The 17,019-nt window shown below is 62.1% G+C and carries 11 protein-coding genes; 6 read left to right on the top strand and 5 right to left on the bottom strand.

What is annotated here, in order from left to right; translation table 11 throughout:
* Positions 1–33 precede the first annotated feature (33 nt).
* The gene (locus AAF358_00955; protein MEM7704086.1) at positions 34–861 is read left to right on the top strand and encodes a sugar phosphate isomerase/epimerase family protein; all 828 of its coding nucleotides are present in this window, start codon (positions 34–36) and stop codon (positions 859–861) included.
* A 100-nt stretch (positions 862–961) separates the two neighbouring features.
* Positions 962–2,464: an FAD-binding oxidoreductase gene (locus tag AAF358_00950; protein MEM7704085.1), complete on the top strand. Its 1,503-nt coding sequence runs from the start codon at positions 962–964 to the stop codon at positions 2,462–2,464.
* A gap of 57 nt (positions 2,465–2,521) precedes the next feature.
* On the opposite strand, the gene AAF358_00945 is transcribed toward AAF358_00950, so the two are convergent.
* A complete protein-coding gene (locus AAF358_00945; protein MEM7704084.1) occupies positions 2,522–3,694 on the bottom strand; it encodes a nitrilase-related carbon-nitrogen hydrolase in 1,173 nt (390 codons plus the stop codon).
* Between the two features lie 369 nt (positions 3,695–4,063).
* Here AAF358_00945 and AAF358_00940 point away from each other — a divergent pair, with 369 nt between their 5' ends.
* The gene (locus AAF358_00940; protein ID MEM7704083.1) at positions 4,064–10,543 is read left to right on the top strand and encodes a putative Ig domain-containing protein; all 6,480 of its coding nucleotides are present in this window, start codon (positions 4,064–4,066) and stop codon (positions 10,541–10,543) included.
* Between the two features lie 44 nt (positions 10,544–10,587).
* Positions 10,588–12,123, top strand: coding sequence for a cytochrome c peroxidase (locus AAF358_00935; GenBank protein ID MEM7704082.1), 1,536 nt, complete (start codon positions 10,588–10,590; stop codon positions 12,121–12,123).
* Here the strand turns inward: AAF358_00935 and AAF358_00930 are convergent.
* The 4 genes from AAF358_00930 to AAF358_00915 are packed head-to-tail and all read right to left on the bottom strand — an operon-like array spanning position 12,120 to position 14,975.
* Positions 12,120–12,644, bottom strand: coding sequence for a DUF3598 domain-containing protein (locus tag AAF358_00930; GenBank protein ID MEM7704081.1), 525 nt, complete (start codon positions 12,642–12,644; stop codon positions 12,120–12,122). The two genes, AAF358_00935 and AAF358_00930, sit on opposite strands and share 4 nt — an antisense overlap.
* A gap of 37 nt (positions 12,645–12,681) precedes the next feature.
* Positions 12,682–13,350 carry a hypothetical protein gene (locus AAF358_00925; GenBank protein MEM7704080.1) on the bottom strand — a complete coding sequence of 223 codons (669 nt, stop codon included), beginning with the start codon at positions 13,348–13,350 and terminating at the stop codon, positions 12,682–12,684.
* 9 nt (positions 13,351–13,359) lie between these two features.
* Entirely contained in the window at positions 13,360–14,220 is an 861-nt protein-coding gene (locus AAF358_00920) for a DMT family transporter (protein MEM7704079.1), read from the bottom strand.
* A 50-nt stretch (positions 14,221–14,270) separates the two neighbouring features.
* On the bottom strand, positions 14,271–14,975 hold the full coding sequence (locus AAF358_00915; GenBank protein ID MEM7704078.1) for a hypothetical protein: 705 nt from the start codon (positions 14,973–14,975) through the stop codon (positions 14,271–14,273).
* A gap of 132 nt (positions 14,976–15,107) precedes the next feature.
* On the opposite strand from AAF358_00915, the gene AAF358_00910 reads away from it, so the two are divergent.
* Both AAF358_00910 and AAF358_00905 read left to right on the top strand, forming a co-directional pair.
* Entirely contained in the window at positions 15,108–16,304 is a 1,197-nt protein-coding gene (locus AAF358_00910) for a GDSL-type esterase/lipase family protein (GenBank protein MEM7704077.1), read from the top strand.
* 171 nt (positions 16,305–16,475) lie between these two features.
* The gene (locus AAF358_00905; protein ID MEM7704076.1) at positions 16,476–16,847 is read left to right on the top strand and encodes a VOC family protein; all 372 of its coding nucleotides are present in this window, start codon (positions 16,476–16,478) and stop codon (positions 16,845–16,847) included.
* Positions 16,848–17,019: the final 172 nt, after the last annotated feature.

Below are 17,019 nucleotides of genomic sequence, written 5' to 3'. Positions count from 1 at the left end.
TCGAATGCACCCTGTCTTCGCCGGAAACCTCTCATGGCTGACGCAGCCCGGACCTCGCTCAACACCATCACAACGCACCGGCAGTGGAACCTCACACAGGCCGTTGAAGGCTGTCTTCGCCACGAACTGAAAGGGATTACCCCCTGGTGCTTCCAGTTAAAAGAAATGGGCAGCAAGCAGGCCATTAAGCTGCTGAGGGATTCCGGGCTCACTGTCACAGGCCTCTGCGGCGCCGGCATGCTAACCGGCGCCGATCAGGCCACCCGCCGGGCATTGCTGGACGCGCACTACCTGGCGATCGATCACGCTGCGGAGATGGGCGCTTCCTGCCTAGTGCTAGTGGTCGGGGGCCTGCCGGACGGCTCCAAAGACCTGGCCGGCGCCCGTCGGCAGGTGCGCGATGCGCTCGGCCAGCTGCTGCCACGCGCCCGGGCCGCCGGCGTTGCCCTCGCGCTAGAGCCGCTGCACCCGATGTACGCGGCCACTACGGCCTGCGTTAATTCCCTGAGCCAGGCGAACGACCTGTGCGACGAGCTGGGTGACGGCCTCGGCATTGCGCTGGACGCCTATCACGTGTGGTGGGACCCACAGCTTGCGCAGGAAATCCAGCGAGCGGGCGCCTCAGACCGGCTGCTCGCCTTTCACGTGTGCGACTGGCTGGAAAACACGCGTGACCTCGCTTTCGACCGCGGCATGATGGGGGACGGCGTGATCGACCTAAAACAGCTTCGGAGCTGGATGGAGCGAGCCGGCTACCAGGGTTGCTACGAGGTGGAAATCTTTTCGGACAAGGACTGGTGGCAGCGCGACGGTGACGAAGTGCTGTCCGTTATGAAAAGTCGCATCGCAGATTCCCTGTAAGGGATCGCTTGGCAAGTGGAATCAACAGGCTGCACGAGTTTGCTATCGTAGCTTGAAAGTAGCACGCGAACGCTGAGCAGCGAGCGCCTCGGGAGGCAACATGCGACGCCGTCAATTTTTACAGTCATCACTCGCCGCGGCGCTGACCTCAACACTGCCGCTCGCCCACGCAAAAACCTCCCTCAAGTATGTGCCCACCGCGGTCAAGGGTGACATCCAGGCCGTCACGGGGGACGGCAGTCTGATTACGCTTAAAGCCAGCGACGTGCAGGACTTCAGCAATCGGCTGAAGAGTCATCTGTTGCTGCCGCATGTGGATGGCTATGACAAAGCTCGTCTGCTGCTCAACCCCACCTTCGACAAACACCCCGCGCTGATTGCCCAGCCAACTGGCGTTGCGGACGTGCAGAGCGCCGTTAATTTCGCCCGCGAGCACCAGCTGCTGGTCGCCGTGAAGTGCGGCGGACACAGCGCCTCCGGAAAGTCCACCTGCGACGGCGGGCTGCAGATTGATCTGTCCAACTTCCACGGCGTTCGCGTCGACCCGAAGGCGCGCACCGCACGGGTCGACGGCGGCAGCCTTCTCGGCGAGCTGGATCACGAAGCTATGGCCCACGGCCTGGTCACCACGGCGGGCACCGTCTCACATACGGGCGTCGGCGGCCTGACCCTAGGTGGTGGTTTCGGCCGACTCGGGCGCCGGTTCGGCATGACCATCGACAATCTGCTGGAGATGGACGTGGTCACACCCGACGGGCAGCTGCGCCGAGCCGCCCCGGATGAAAACCCCGACCTCTACTGGGCGCTGCGCGGCGGTGGCGGAAACTTCGGTGTGGTCACCTCGTTTCTCTTTGGCCTCCACCCGATGCAGCGGGAGGTTGTGCGGGCGCGCTTCTCTTTCCCGCAGCCTCAGGCAAAACAGGTCCTGCGCTTCTTTGGTGAGTACGCTGAGCAGATACCAGACGACATGGAACTCAGCGCCAGTATGTTCTCGCCGCCAGGGGGTGGGCCCGCCGCGGTGACGCTTAGCGTCGTTTTCAGTGGAGAAGACGTCAGCAGGCTTGATCAGCTGCTTGCACCAATCCGCAAAGCCGGCAAAACAACGCGGGAAGTCGTCTCGAAGATCGACTATGTGGCCCTGCAGCGCTCAGGAGACTCCGATGACCCCAGGGCCAATGGCTCCTACCAGAAATCTGGATTTATTGGTGCCATCGACAGCCGGATGGTTGACGACCTGGTGGACTACTTCGACCCGAAGCCTAACCGGGTTACCTGGTTTGCCTTTCAGCAGAGCGGCGGCGCAATCAATCGCGTCTCTGCCGACGCAACGGCATTTGCTCACCGAGAAGCCAGTCACAACATGCTGTCCATGGTGGCGTGGAAACACGGCACCGACTCCGACGAACACGTGCAGGATAGCAAGCAATACTGGGCCAAGATGGAGCCCTACACCCGCGGATTTTATTCCAACGACCTGTTTGACGAGTCACAGCAGCAGGTCAACGCCAACTATCGTCACAATTTCCCCAAACTGGCGAAGGTCAAGAAAGCCTACGACCCGGAAAATCTTTTTCGGCTCAACGCCAACATCACACCAAGCTGAGGCGACTACGCGGGTGGCCGCTCGGGCGCTCTAGTGGGCCGCATGGTCCACCGCCCCTTAGCTACTCATCTTCTTTCGCACCAGATCACCGGCGGCCTCATAGGTCTCGGGCAGCTCGTCGAGAAACGCGTTGGGCTGGAAGCGCGGCTGATACTGCATCAGCACCGGCGCAATCAGCGCTGCCGGTACCTCTCGGAATCGGCGGGTCTCGCGAAAGTCCCCGATCGGAATCCGGGCGCGGGCCGTGTCTTCGTTCGCGTTGCTGGTTTTGCCGACCACCGTGCCTCGCGGGTCGATGATTACCGTGCCCTCTTCCCGGGCGCCGGCGGCATCCATAAAGCCGATGTTGTCCGGCGATACCGCGTTGCCGACACCGACGGTATAGATGCGGTTGGTACGCGCCGCCTCTGTGGCGGAGCTGGCGTTGGAGCCACCGGTCACCGACATAATCAAAATCTCCGCGCCCTTCAGCGCCAGGCATTGATAGATCATGGGCTCGATGCCCACCGCCGTCATCGCGATGTTGCCGATATCGGTGCGGGCGATCGGCAGAGTGGCGTCCCAGCCGTACATCTCAACGTAGCGATCTAACACGTTGTAGACGGTTGTGCCGATCAGCGCACCCGCGCCGAAGAGGCCGAGAATGTTTCGCGCTTTCCACTGCTTGGACACGATATTGCCGTCGGGCCCCACAATCACTGACATGTTGATGACGTGCCCGGGCCAGTCTTTGTCTTTGGCGTAGCAGCCGAAGGCGATGTAGCAGCCAAACTTCTTCGCCCGCTCGCCAATGATCTCGGTCTCCGGCCCCGGCAGTTCGAAGGCGACCCGATTCAGCTCCTTACGCGTCCACGGCTGGAATCCCTGGATCGGAAACTCGTGCATGCAGATGAGGTCCTGCTTACTGCCCCAGCGACGTTCACCGCCCCACTCTTCCGGCGCACCCTGCGCATAGTTGATCAGCTTGACGACGTGGTCCAGGTTGGCAGACAGGGTCTTCTTCAGGTTGCGGATGTCGACCGACCGGACCCGCGACTGAATCGCCGACACGTTAATGGACTGCTGGCGCAGAGGCACCGTCTCGTAACGACCGTTTTGAGCCACCCTAATATCAGACCAGTCCGGACCGTCCGGCTGCGCCTGCGCGGCTGTGCCCGCAGCCATTCCGGCCACACCCGCGGCACCCAATCCTCCAAGCAGGCTTCGTCGAGATTTGTTGATTTTTGCCATCGTGTTCTCCCATACGTTGTAGTGAGCAGCATAGCGCGCTAATTTCCGGATTTTCGAGCGTCGATTTGCGGATAAAGTGCCTAAATATTTTCTTCCGGAAAGCGTTTAAGCCTCGGCGACTTATCGCAAGTCCAACGATTCGCGCCGGGTTTTTCGCCCGTTAAGAAAAGTTTACAAATTCTGTAACAACTCGACACAAGTGTTTCGATAGGCTGAGTGAGCTGACCGAGACCCGGGGGGGTTCATGGGGGTCAGCGCAGGGGTAGTCATCCTTGAGTGACCCAGGACTGTGGGCGCCGCATCTGTCTTTGGCATGCGCTGAAGGCAGACGCGCGCGACGTTGTCTGAATCCGATTGGGGTCATCATTCATGGAACAGCAGCAGTACCGCTCCACCGCCACCGTAGTCTCTCTCTTCCTGTGTTTCTTCCTTGCCGGCCAGGCGCTGGCCGGGCCTGAGGACCCAGAGGAAGGCGGGCAATGGGGACCCGTGATCGACTGGCCGCACATCGCCGTTTCAGCGGCCAACCTGCCCGATGGACGAATCCTCACGTGGTCGGGATCAGAGCGAGAAACCTGGCCCAGTACCGAGCAGACCTACAGCGCCACCTGGGATCCCGCCACCGGCGTTTTTGAGGAGGTTTTTCACCCCACGCACAACATGTTCTGCGCCCACCTGGCGATGATGGAAGACGGCCGGGTGTTTGTGAACGGCGGCCGCAACCAGACCAACAGCCCGTGGACCAGCATCTTCGATTTCCGTAATAGCGAGTGGGTGCAGATCGAAAACATGCCCTCGGGTGGACGCTGGTACCCCACCACCATCGCGCTGGCCAACGGCGATATGTTCACCGCGATCGGCACGGCGTCCCAGCCTCGCTATCCCGAGGTGTGGAACGTCGACAGCGGCTGGGAGATCAAAAACGGGGTCGACTTCAACGACATGGTGCTCACCGACTACTTCTCCAGCGGCTCGCACGGCGAGTCGCGATGGTGGCCTTTGCTCCACGTAGCGCCCAACGGTCAGATTTTTCATTCCGGACCAACGCCCAAGATGCACTACATCGATCCGACCGGTAACGGCAGCTACAGCCAGTCCGGGCCGGAGTTTACCGACTGGTACCACAAGCACGGCACCTCGATCATGTACGCCGAGGGCAAGATCCTGAACGCCGGCGGCTGGATCGCCGGCAACAACATCACCAGTTCTAACCAGGCGTTTACCGTCGACCTCAACGGCACCGCGCCGGTCGTGAGCCTCACAGGCTCGATGAACCACGCCCGTAAATTCCACAATGGCATCATGCTCCCCAACGGTGAAGTACTGGTGGTCGGCGGCAACACGTCGGGCCGCAAGTTCAGCGACGACGGGGCAATCTTGTCGACGGAGATCTGGAACGAGCAAACCGGCACGTGGCGCCTGGGGGCTTCCATGGTCACGCCCCGCAACTATCACTCGATTGCGCTCCTCATGACCGACGGCCGCGTGCTGGCGGCGGGCAGCGGCTACTGCTCGGGCAACGCCAACTGCAACGGCTCGAGCCACCGCGACGGTGAGGTCTACTCACCTTCCTACCTATTTGACGCCAGCGGCATTCCCGCGGTGCGTCCATCTATTGACGTCGCTCCGCCCCGCATCTCCAGCGGCCAAACGTTTGCCGTCGAGGGCACCACGGATCTGGCTCGCTTTACGATGATCAAAATGAGCTCAACCACGCACGGCATGAACACCGACGTGCGTTTCATCGAGGTCGGCTTTAGTCAGGATGCGCCGGGGCAATACACGCTGCAGGCGCACGCCAATCCTAACGTGCTGACCGCCGGTTACTGGATGCTATTCGGGCTCGACGCGCAGGGGGTTCCGTCAACGGCCCATGTGGTCCAGGCCAACACGAGCGGCATGCCCTGGATCAACAATCTGGCGCCGGTCAGCAGCGGCGTTGGCAACGACGTCAATATCCCGCTGTTTGTCGGCGACGCCGATGACGATCCGCTGGTGCTGAGCGCTACCGGCCTGCCGACCGGAACACAGCTTGACCAGGCCACGCAGTCCATTGTCGGCGCCGCAACCGCGGTGGGCACCTATGAGGTCACGGTCTCGGTGACGGACAACGACGAAGGCAGCCGGTCGCGCAGCTTCCAGTGGCGCGTCTTCGGCCAGGGCTTGGGCAGTATTCGCCGCGACAAGTGGAGCGGCGTGCCCGGCACGGCGGTGAGCGACCTGACCAGCATCGCGGCTTATCCCGACAGCCCCACCCTGACCGACACGCTCGATATCTTTGAGATTCCGACCAACACGGAAGACAACTTCGGCACCCGGGTTCACGGTTATCTCCACCCACCGGTGGACGGCCAGTATCAGTTCCACATCTCCTCCGACGACGGCGGCGAGCTGTGGCTGAGCACCGACAACGAACCCGCCAACCGGATCCTGATTGCACAGGTTCCCGGCTGGAGCGGCGCGCGCCAGTGGGACAAGTTTCCGGAACAGCAGTCGGCGCTGATCGACCTGCAGGCGGGCCAGAGCTATTTTATTGAGGCGCTGCAGAAAGAAGGCGGCGGTGGCGACAACCTCGCCGTCGGCTGGACCCTGCCGGGGGCAACACAGATTGAGGTGATCCCGGGTTCCAATCTGTCGGTTGCCGACCTGTCGGTCAAGCCGCCAGAAGATGCCCAGCTGTTCTCCGGGCAGGCAGAGAACGTCGACGAAACCTGGCAGACCGTCAGTCTTCCCAACACCTATACCGACATGGTCGTGATCGCGACGCCGCGGTATCTGCCGTCGGACGTACCGATGGTGACCCAGGTTCGCAATGCCGTGGGAAACAGCTTTGAGCTGCGCGTGCGCAGTGCCGCGAGCACCGGCCCGGCCGGCACCTACACGGTCGACTATCTGGTCGCCGAAGCCGGCCGCTACGACGGCGGCGCGGGGCGCTTTGAGGCCGTCAAATACCTTTCCGGGCGAACGGACGAAAACAACTCTTGGGTGGGCGAGGAGCAGGGCTATGCCCTGAGCTACACCGCCCCGGTTGTCGTGGGCCAGGTCATGTCTGCCGGCGACGATCGCTTCAGCGTTTTCTGGGCGTCGGACGGCGTTGTCGCCAACCCACCCTCCGCCAGCTCGCTGTTTACCGGCATGCACGTGGCCGAAGATCCGACAGCAGCTCGCGGGTCGGAGACCATCGGCTACATGGTCTTTGAAAGCGGCACAGGGACGCTTGGCAGCTACGAGTACGAAGCAGGGCTCGGCAGCGACTCCGTTGGCGGCGTCGGTGACTCGCCGCCCTACAGCTATCCGCTGCAGATCGACGGCAACGTGGCGGTGCTGTCGTCTGCCGGCATGGACGGCAACAACGGCGGCTGGCCCGTTCTGATCGGTCCGGATGCGGTGTCTGGGCAAACGATCGGTATGGCGATCGACGAGGACACGCTGGGAGACACGGAACGTGCGCATACCAATGAGCAGGTGGCTTTTGTGGCGCTGAACGTGCCGGTTGATCTGCCGCTCAGCGTGGATCCCATTTTGCCCATCCCCACCACCAGCGGCACCGACGCGGCGTTCAGCGCCACCGCCGCCGGCGGTGACGGGCTGCTCTACACCTGGAACTTCGGGGACGGCACAACCGTTGGCCCGACGACCGAGTCGACCGCCACGCACAGCTACCTGACGCCCGGCCGCTACGTCGTCACGGTCACGGTTCAGGATCCGATGAGCGGCGAGGAGATCACCCAGACCTTCGTCCAGCTCATCCACCTGCCCCTGCCGGGAACCGTTTCGCAGTCATCAAGCCCGATTGCGCTGCGCGCCGGCGACTCGGAAGTCTGGAACGTCAATCCCGATAACAACAGCGTGGCGGTAATCGACGCCACAACGCTGCAGCGGGTAGCGGAGATTCCAGTGGCCCGACAACCCGTAGCGGTGCAGTCAGCACCGAACGGCGAGGTATGGGTCGTTAGCAAGAACGCAGGGACGCTCACCCGAATCGATGGCGGCAGCCGCAATGTCCTCGAAGTGGTCGACCTGCCCGCAGCTTCGCAACCTCATGGACTGGTTTTTGATCCGAGCGGCAGCAGCGCTTACGTGGCGCTGGAGGCGACCGGCGAGGTCCTGCGGATCGATGTCGCCAGCCGCACCGTCAATGGGTCACTCCCGGTCGGCGCACGGCCCAGACACCTATCGATCAGCGGCGACGGCGCCACCTTGCTGGTATCGCGCTTCATCACTCCGCCACTGCCCGGCGAAGCCACCATTGCGCCATCCGTCGAGACGAACGGCGACTATCACGGTGGTGAGGTTGTGGTTGTGGCTACCGGCAGCTTCAGCGTTGCCGACACCGTGACGCTGCGTCACAGCGACCGCGGCGTATCCGAGCATTCCGGCCCGGGTGTGCCGAACTATCTCGGTCCGGCCGTGATTTCGCCCGACCAGCTCTCGGCGTGGGTACCTTCAAAGCAGGACAACATCCTCGCCGGCGCCCGGCGCGGCGGTCAGGGCATGACGTTTGATCAGACTGTGCGAGCGGTGACATCAAAGATCGACCTCAACGCCAGCCAGGAGACCTTCTGGGCACGGGTGGACCACGATAACGCCAGCTTCGCCAGCCACGCTGCGTTTGGTCCTTTTGGTGCGTATCTGTTCACCGCGTTGGAAGGTAATCGAGAAATCGCCGTGACCGACGCCTACACGGCCGTTGAGCTGATGCGTTTCGACACCGGTCGTGCGCCGCAGGGACTTGCCGTGTCTTCCGACGGTGCCCGGCTGTACGTTCATAACTTCATGGATCGATCGGTATCGGTGTTCGACCTGTCCGCGCTGACCGAGCGTAACGAGCTGACCATCAACCTTGAGACTTCCGTCAGCAGCGTTGCCAGCGAGGCGCTGACCACCGAGGTGCTGCGGGGCAAGCAGCTCTTCTACGACGCCCGCGATCCGCGGCTGGCGCTGGACAGCTACATGAGCTGCGCGTCATGTCACAACGATGGCGGCCAGGATGGCCGTATCTGGGATTTCACCCGCGTGGGTATCGCCACCGCTGACAACGAAGGCCTGCGTAACACCATCACCCTTAAAGGTCGCGCCGCAACCGTCCATGGATTCCTGCACTGGAGCGGAAACTTCGACGAAGTCCAGGACTTCGAAAACCAGATTCGAGATTTTGCAGGGGGGACCGGCTTGATGGCGGACGCCGACTTTAATGCCGGAACTCGCTCGCAGACCCTCGGAGACCCGAAGGCCGGTATCAGTGCCGATCTGGACGCCATGTCTGCCTACCTCGGGTCCCTGGATGAATACGAGGCAAGCCCTCACGGGAATACCGACGGCACCCTGACGGCCACCGGCGAAGCGGGGCGACAGCTGTTCAGCAGCAAACAGTGCGATAGCTGTCATGCCGCGCCGCTGTTCACCGACAGCATCCTCGGCGACCTGCACGACGTGGGCACCATCAAGGCTTCCAGCGGGAACCGTCTCGGCGGCCCGCTGACAGGACTTGATACGCCGACGCTGATCAGCGTTTGGAACACCGCACCTTATCTGCACGACGGCTCAGCGGCCGACGTCTCCGAGGCGATGCTCGCCCACAGCGGCATCTCGCTCAGCAACAGCGACCTCGACCAGCTTTCCGCCTATTTGATGGAGCTGGACGGCACCACGTCACTGATCGGTGACCCACCGCCGGATCCTGGCTGCACCGACTGCGTGTCGTTTAACGACGTGACCATCGTGTCTTATGGCGGCAATCAGGACGCGGCGGGCGACTTTGCGCTGGAAGACGACGGGGAAGTGCTGTTGCTCAGCAACAACACCTGGAAACGCACCACGCAAACCTTCGAGATTCTGCCGCAAACGATCCTGACCTTCGAGTTCAGCTCCACCGCCATCGGCGAGGTCCACGGCGTCGGCTTCGACACCGACGACGGCATCTCCAGCAGCCTGACGTTCCAGGTGTACGGCACGCAGAACTGGGGGCGACGGGATTTTGCGCAGTACAGCGGCTCCGGCTGGCAGACGTTCCAGATTCCCGTCGGTCAGTACTACACCGGCACCGGCTTCTACATGACCTTTGTCAACGACAACGACAGCGGCTCCGGCAACACGTCGCGCTTCCGCAACATCCGCCTGACCAGCGACGGCAGCAACATCGCGCCGACCCTCAACAGCCCGGGCCAGGTCACGGTGTACAGCGGCGAAGGCGTTTCGCTGGCCATCGATGCAACCGACCTGAACGGCGATACGCTTACCTTCAGCGCTGACGGTCTGCCGGCAGGCCTGTCGATGGATGCGGGCGGTCTGATCAGCGGAGTCACCAGCGTGCTGGGAAGCTATGACGTCACGGTGACGGTGGACGACGGCAACGGCGGCACCGATAGCACCACGTTCCAGCTAAGTGTCCAGGAGCCGGTTTCTTGCGATGACTGCGTCGTGTTTACGCCCGCGGACATCGGTTCCTACGGCGGTCAGGACGTGAATGGCGACTTCACCATCAGCAACCAGGGCCTCAGCCTGCTGCTGGAGCGCAACACCTGGAAGCGAACGCTGCAGACCTATCAGATCACGGCGAACACGGTGATCGAATTCGACTTCGAATCCAGCGCCCAGGGCGAAATCCACGGCATTGGCTTCGACGAGAACAACTCGCTGTCCTCCAACCGGATCTTCAGCCTTTACGGCACCCAGAACTGGGGTATCCGTGACTTCAAGACCTACCCGGGAAGCGGGCGGACTCGCTTCGTGATTCCCGTCGGGCAGTACTTCACGGGCAGCAGCATGAATCTGGTCCTGGTCAATGACCGCGACAGCGGCAGCGGCAACAACTCGCTGTTCAGCAACATCCGGATCTACGAGCAATAGTCACCGCAGGTCCGATCACCCGCCTGCTGCGGGCCCTGGTAACGATGGCGCTGGTAACAGCGCCATCGCTTAGCAGCATCGCTGCTGAACTCGCCTGGACTCAGAACCGGCTGTACCAGGTCGAGATCGAAGCTCGGGCGGCCCCGGTTGTCGGCCAGCTCCATGAGTGGACCGTGTCCGTGCTGGATGCGCAGGGCAAGCCCGTGACGCCGCAGCGGCTCGCGTTCTACGGGGGGATGCCCGGCCACGGCCACGGGATGTCGTCGGAGCCCCAGGTAACCCGCCAGCTCGCGCCCGGCCAATACCTGGTCGAAGGCGTGTCGTTCAACATGCACGGCGGCTGGGAAATTGTCGTCGGCGTCACCGCCGACGCTGGGTCAGACAAGGCCACGTTCGATTTGCGAATCGGTCCAGGTCGGACGGACCAACCCGCGGAAACCCGCGCTTCCAACCTGACCCCGGCCGAGATCGAGCTAGCTCAATCGCTGGCCCTCTCCGCGTTGCGACCTGCCGCCGACACCAGCAACCGGCTGCATGGAAACGCTGATGCGGCGGCGCTGGGAAAAGCGCTGTTTTTTGATCCGGGGCTCAGCCGGGATGGACAGATCGCCTGTGCCTCATGCCACCAGCCTGAGCTGGCTTTCACCGACGGCAAAAAGCAAAGCGTCGGCAGCCAGCCCACCAGAAGAAACGCCCAAACGCTCGTTGGTATCGCCAGCGCCGACTGGTTCTATTGGGATGGTCGCCGTGACAGTCTTTGGGCACAGAACCTGACGCCGCTGGAAACCCAGGGCGAGATGGATAGCACCCGAATCGGCGTACTGCGTCACCTGACCCAAACCCCCAGGTATGTTGAACAGCTCGCAGACCTAGCTATTGCCTTGCCCGAGCTGGCTGATTTGCCGCCGCAAGCCGGGCCCTATGGCACGAGCGAGGATAAGCTGAGCTGGCAACGCCTCCCCTCAGCTCGCCAGGAGCAGATCAATCGCGCGTTTGCGAATGTCGGCAAGGTTCTCGCGAGCTACGTGGCGACGCTGCAGCCTCAAGCCGGTCGTTTCGACCACCTCGCAGACTCGCTGACGCTCGATGATCCCGGCCAGTCACCCCTCGAGGAAAACGAACTGCAGGGCCTCAAGCTGTTTCTCGACGTGGGAAAAACCCACTGCCTTCGCTGCCACAATGGCCCGATGTTCAGCAATTTTGGTTTTCACAACATCGGTACGGGCTCCGCCAGCCCCACCGAGCAGGATCTAGGGTGGGCTGTCGGCCGAACCGCTTCAAACTACGATCCGTTCAACTGCCGCGGTCGCTACAGCGACGCGCCGGCAGACGGCTGCCGTCACCTGCGCTACACCGACTCTGACGAGCACAGCGTCGGCGCCTTTAAGGTCCCTACCCTGCGAGCGCTCACCCGAACCGGACCCTATATGCATGACGGCCGCTTCGACACGTTAACGGAGGTGATCGACTACTACCGCGAGGTGGGGGGTGAGCCAGCCGTTCCGGAGCTTCCGGCACTCAACCTCAGCGACGCGGAGCGTGACAACCTCGTCGCCTTCCTTCGCACGCTGAGCTACTAGGCGCCCTTGGGCCTGGACACGAAGAACCCTGGATCGTCGAAGGGTCGCCAGTCCCGCGCTGTTCGGGTTTCGTTGATCAGCGTGCGCTGAAACAGGCGACCATGGCGATACCAGTGCCACGTGCGCGACTTTTCATTGGCGTCCTCGGACAGCGTGATCAGCTCGTAGAAACGAAAGTCGGGTTCCGCTACACGAACCCAGCCAACCATGATCGTACGCTGCGTCTGGTCCTGACTGATCGCGCTGGTCCAGCCGTCGATTAAATCGTTTTGGATCCACACGCGATCTTTGCGAAAGACGCCCTCGAAGTAGCGCACTTCCTGCTGCTGGTCAGCCCAGGTGTAGATATTGGTCTGCTTGAGCATCGCGACCCCGTCAGCCCCGTCTTCCAGGCGACAGATCAGTCGAGATCGATGTCGGTCGATGACCTCATGTGAGGCGTCCAGATGAACGTATTCACCGTCCCACACGCCCGCCTGATCGGCAACAAGCGCCTGTTTCTCGGCAATGATTTGATGCATGGCGCATACCCCCGCGCTGGTATTCGTTTGGCGAAGCCTACGACATCGCCGGCTTGACTACGCTGAGCGCCGCCATGAGCCCTAGAAACACCCACAACACCGCAAGGACCAATGTGGCCCGAAGATAAATCCGCTGAACTATGGCGTTGTCTGCTTCGGTCACCTCGCCGTTTGCCATTCTCGCCCAGGCTTTGAAGTGCCCCAGCAAAGCCAACCGGATCCCAACGCCGCAGGCGATAACGCCGGCAAACGCGGCTAGCTTCCAGCGCAGCCACGCGGGTAAAGGCCAAGCGTCGCCCAGCAGGCTGCTGGCCACCGCCAGCAGCACCCCGAGGAGCAGGTAACGAAACCATCGATCGATCTGGGCCAGTCGATGGCCGGCCGGCCGCTTTCGCTCGCGGTGTACAAGTTCGATGAACGCAAGCCAGCTCAAGCCAAAAATACCGGCGCTGATCATGAGGCGGTCGCCGCCCGGCACATAGCCGTACCCCGCTGCAAGCATCAGGCCGAGCGACGCCTGCAGGATCAGCGCGTAGCGCACATGCTGGTCGACCCGCATGACGTGATCCATCAAGCGATCGCGCTGCGCAAACGGCATGTCTTCGGCATAACAGACCAGGCGGTAACCCGCATTGATGACCAGCTCGGCTCCCAGCCAGTACCCGAGTACAACCGTGTGAATGGTCAGCAGTCCTGCCAGCAGCATGACGCCACCCTACAGGTTTTGCGGCGCGTGCGTCGATCGGACCCGACTTTCCCGCCAGGCGATCAGTGCGTTGGCGCCGATTACCACCGCCGAGCCGACCAGGACCACCGGCAGCGGCCATTCATTCCATACCAGCCAGCCGAGCATGGTTGCCCAGATGATACTGGTGTAGTTGAGAACAGCGACAATCGCCGCCGGCGTCAGCTTGAGCGCGACCGCGTAAAGGAACTGCGCACACGCGCCGGCGGCGCCAACTCCCAGCAGCAGCGGCAGCTCGGCAGCGCTGGGTGGCGTGGCGACAAAGGGCATCGCAAAACCGGTCAGCACGGCGCCGATGAGAAAGAAGTACAGCGACACCGTTTCAGGCTTTTCCGATCCACCCAGCTGACGAAGAATGATGGCCATGATCGCCTGCATCAGCGCCGCGGTGAGGGCCATGGAAACGCCAAATAGGCTCGCATCGCCAGACGGATTGGCCATGATCGCAACGCCGACAAAACCGATCAGCACCGCTGATGCCCGGATCCAGCCAACCCGCTCACCCAGGAACAGCACGCCGAGCACCGGCAGAAAAAGGGAAGCGGTAAAGAGCAGCACGGACGTATCGGCCATCGGCATGGCAGAATAGGCGGCGAAGGTCGCAATCAGCGAAAACGTCCCCATCACCGAGCGACACACCACCAGCCCCGGCCTCGCGTTGACCTTGAGGATGTCTCGGCGCCCCAGCAAGAAAGCCATCGCCAGAAACGGCAGGCTTGCGATCACGTTTCGGTAAAACGCGATCTCCACCACCGAATGGGTCTCGCTGAGGTACTTGGCGAAGGCACTCATGACCGAGAACATCAGCATGGCGCCCGCGCAGGCGAGCATGCCTGGCACAACGCGATCAGACGAACGTACAGAATCGGTTGTGGGAGCGATCAGCTGTCCTGCCGTGAGTAGTGGGTCAGCTCGTACTCATAGCCGAGCGCAACAATCTCCGCGCGCAGAAAAATGGCGGTGTCTTTGAGCGTCCAGATCTCTTCTCCGGGGTGCGTATGGCCGGTCGTTTCGTTACCTGCGGCGATCCGGTAGTGGTCGGCCTCAAAATTGATTCCGGCTGCCGTCACGTCCTCGACACCCAGGTAGCTCATTTCCAGCTGCGTGTGCGCCAGCTCCGGCCCGGTGGCCCCGAAATGGTGAGGCGAAGAAAGGAATACCTGGGGTAGGAGCTGGACCGCGCCGGGCTCCTCGCGGCTGCACCCGGCAGTGAGCAGCGCGTCCGTGGCGATCGGATGGGCGCAGAATACCGCTGGCCCGTCGTCAAAACGCTGCTGCTGCTCCGCCAGACCCTCCCCTGGTCTTTGCACCTGGGATTTGACGGACCCTTGCTCGAACAAAAACCACCCCGCGCCCTCCAGGCGATCCCCATGATGGATACGCACATAGCTATCCATGGGCAGCCACCGCTCGTCGAGGTTGATCGTGACTTCGCGATTGATTTTAAGATCGCTCGCGACGCTGAAGACGTTGAGACAAACCGACCGGTCGTCCTGCAGCACGTAGCGCTGCCGCTCAAAGCCCCGAGAGATGCGCTGCCCCTCCTGGGTCTTGTAGAACGCAACTCGCGATTCAACGATTTGCATGGCCTAGTGTCCTGTCTGCACCCCGTGGCTCGCGCCGGGTGTTATCGTGAGCGGCGGCCAGCTTAGCACCGCTGCCGTTCGCCCGGCGATAGCGCCCAGCAACCCGCTGAATTGAAAAGAAAAGGAACACCAATGATCAATACGACAGGCCGATGGTTTGCCGGCGCCCTTACCCTGCTGCTTGCGGCCTCCGCGCAGGCGGTGAGTTTTAACCGCATTGTTTCGCTGGGCGACAGCCTTTTCGACGATCCAGAGGGCATTCGCAGCCCGCTGGCCTCGGAGCAGCTCGCCGACCGAATTGGCGCGCCTTTGACGCAGCTCGCGGTGGGTGGCGCCACGTCCACTTCGCTGATCGCAGAAGGCCAGCACACGGAAGCGGCCGCAACGTTTGGGGTGGGCGATCTGGCGGTGCTGTGGATTGGTGGCAACGACTTTTTGGATGCCGCCCCTGGCATTCTCCTGGGCAACCTGGATTTCCTGGACACGCTGGAGACCAACGTCGACGAGATTCTGACGACGCTCACCGACGCCGGCATGACGGTCGTTGTGTTTAATCTGCCCGATATTTCGCAGGTGCCCGCGGTGGTCTCCCAGCTTGGGGACGTCCCGGCCATTCGGGACGCAAGCCTGGACTGGCGAAATCGGCTCAACGCCCTGGCCGCAGCGAAAGGCGTCACGGTTGTCGACGTTTTTTCGGTGTTTGATCTGCTGATCAATCAGCCCGAAAGCTTTACCGTGGACGGCGAGGCTCAGGTCCCCTCGCCCACGTTTGGCGACGTTGTCACCTGCCCAACCTGCACCTGGGCAGACCCGATCCACCCGTCGTCGCTGGGTCAAGGAGTGATCAGCAACGCCGCCATAACCGCGGTCAATGGCGCGTTTGACCCCGCCGGAATCAGCCCGCTGTCGACCTTAAGCAAAACCGAGATTGCCTCCCTTGCCTCGGTCAACAGCTTCGTCACGCTGGCCGGGCTGTGGTTTGACCCCACCTTCGATGGCGAAGGGTATGACGTCGTCCAGACGGCCGGAGGGATCACCATCTTTTTCTACGGCTACGACAGCGGCGGCAATCGGCTCTGGCTGATCTCCGAACTGCTCACCGAGCGCCCGGCGCTCAACATACCCGTCACCCTAACGATGTCTGTCGGCGATGGCGGTACGTTTGAGCAGCCCATCCCCGGCGCTGAGCTCGACGAGTGGGGAACGCTGGTCATGACGGTCACCGAGTGCGGCGCCGGCCAGTTTGTGCTCGACGGACGGGACGGCGTAAAGAACCATTCGGTGATAAAGCTGGCGGATGTGGTCGGCACAAGCTGCTTTGCTCCCTGATCAACCTGGCAGGATGATTTAGCAGGCTGTTAGGCCCGTTTCGTCGCCGAAACGGCGGTAATCGCGGCACATACCCCCAAAATACCCGTATCTCACCCATTCGGGTGATGGACAGTTGGCGCGCCGCCAAGCAAGCTGGACCCGCCTTCAACAAATCTAACGGAGCTACCTATGAAACTGGGAGTCTTCTCACTGAGCCTGACCGTATCTGACCTCTCTGCGTCCTCCGCCTTCTACCAGAAGCTGGGTTTTACGCCGATCGGCGGCGACCCCGAGCAGGGCTGGCAGATTCTGAATAACGACGACTGCAACATCGGGCTGTTTCAGGGGATGTTCGAAAAAAACATGCTGACCTTCAATCCAGGATGGGGTAGCGGCGGTACGGCGATCGAGGACTTCACCGACGTGCGCGAGCTGCAGCGAAAGGTCAAGGCTGCCGGCATTACGCTGATGACCGAAGCGGACGAAAACACGGAAGGCCCAGCCAGCTTTGTCATCGCTGACCCGGACGGCAATCCGATCCTGATCGACCAGCACGTCTGAGCGGTTAGAAAAGCCGGTCGAACCACTTGTGCGTTGCCAGCAGTGTCCTGACCGAAGCTGGCGAGCGACACCGCGAAGAGCGCGGGATAGACCGTTGGCACAACTGATCGCGCCGACTACACTTAGGGTTCAGGAAGCGCTCGACGTCCGTCGCGCGCTGACATTGCTCGGG

The organism is Pseudomonadota bacterium (assembly GCA_039033415.1).
Classification (GTDB): domain Bacteria; phylum Pseudomonadota; class Gammaproteobacteria; order Xanthomonadales; family SZUA-38; genus JANQOZ01.
Note: the sequence above shows the minus strand (reverse complement) of the source record. Positions and strands in the feature narration are given on the sequence as shown.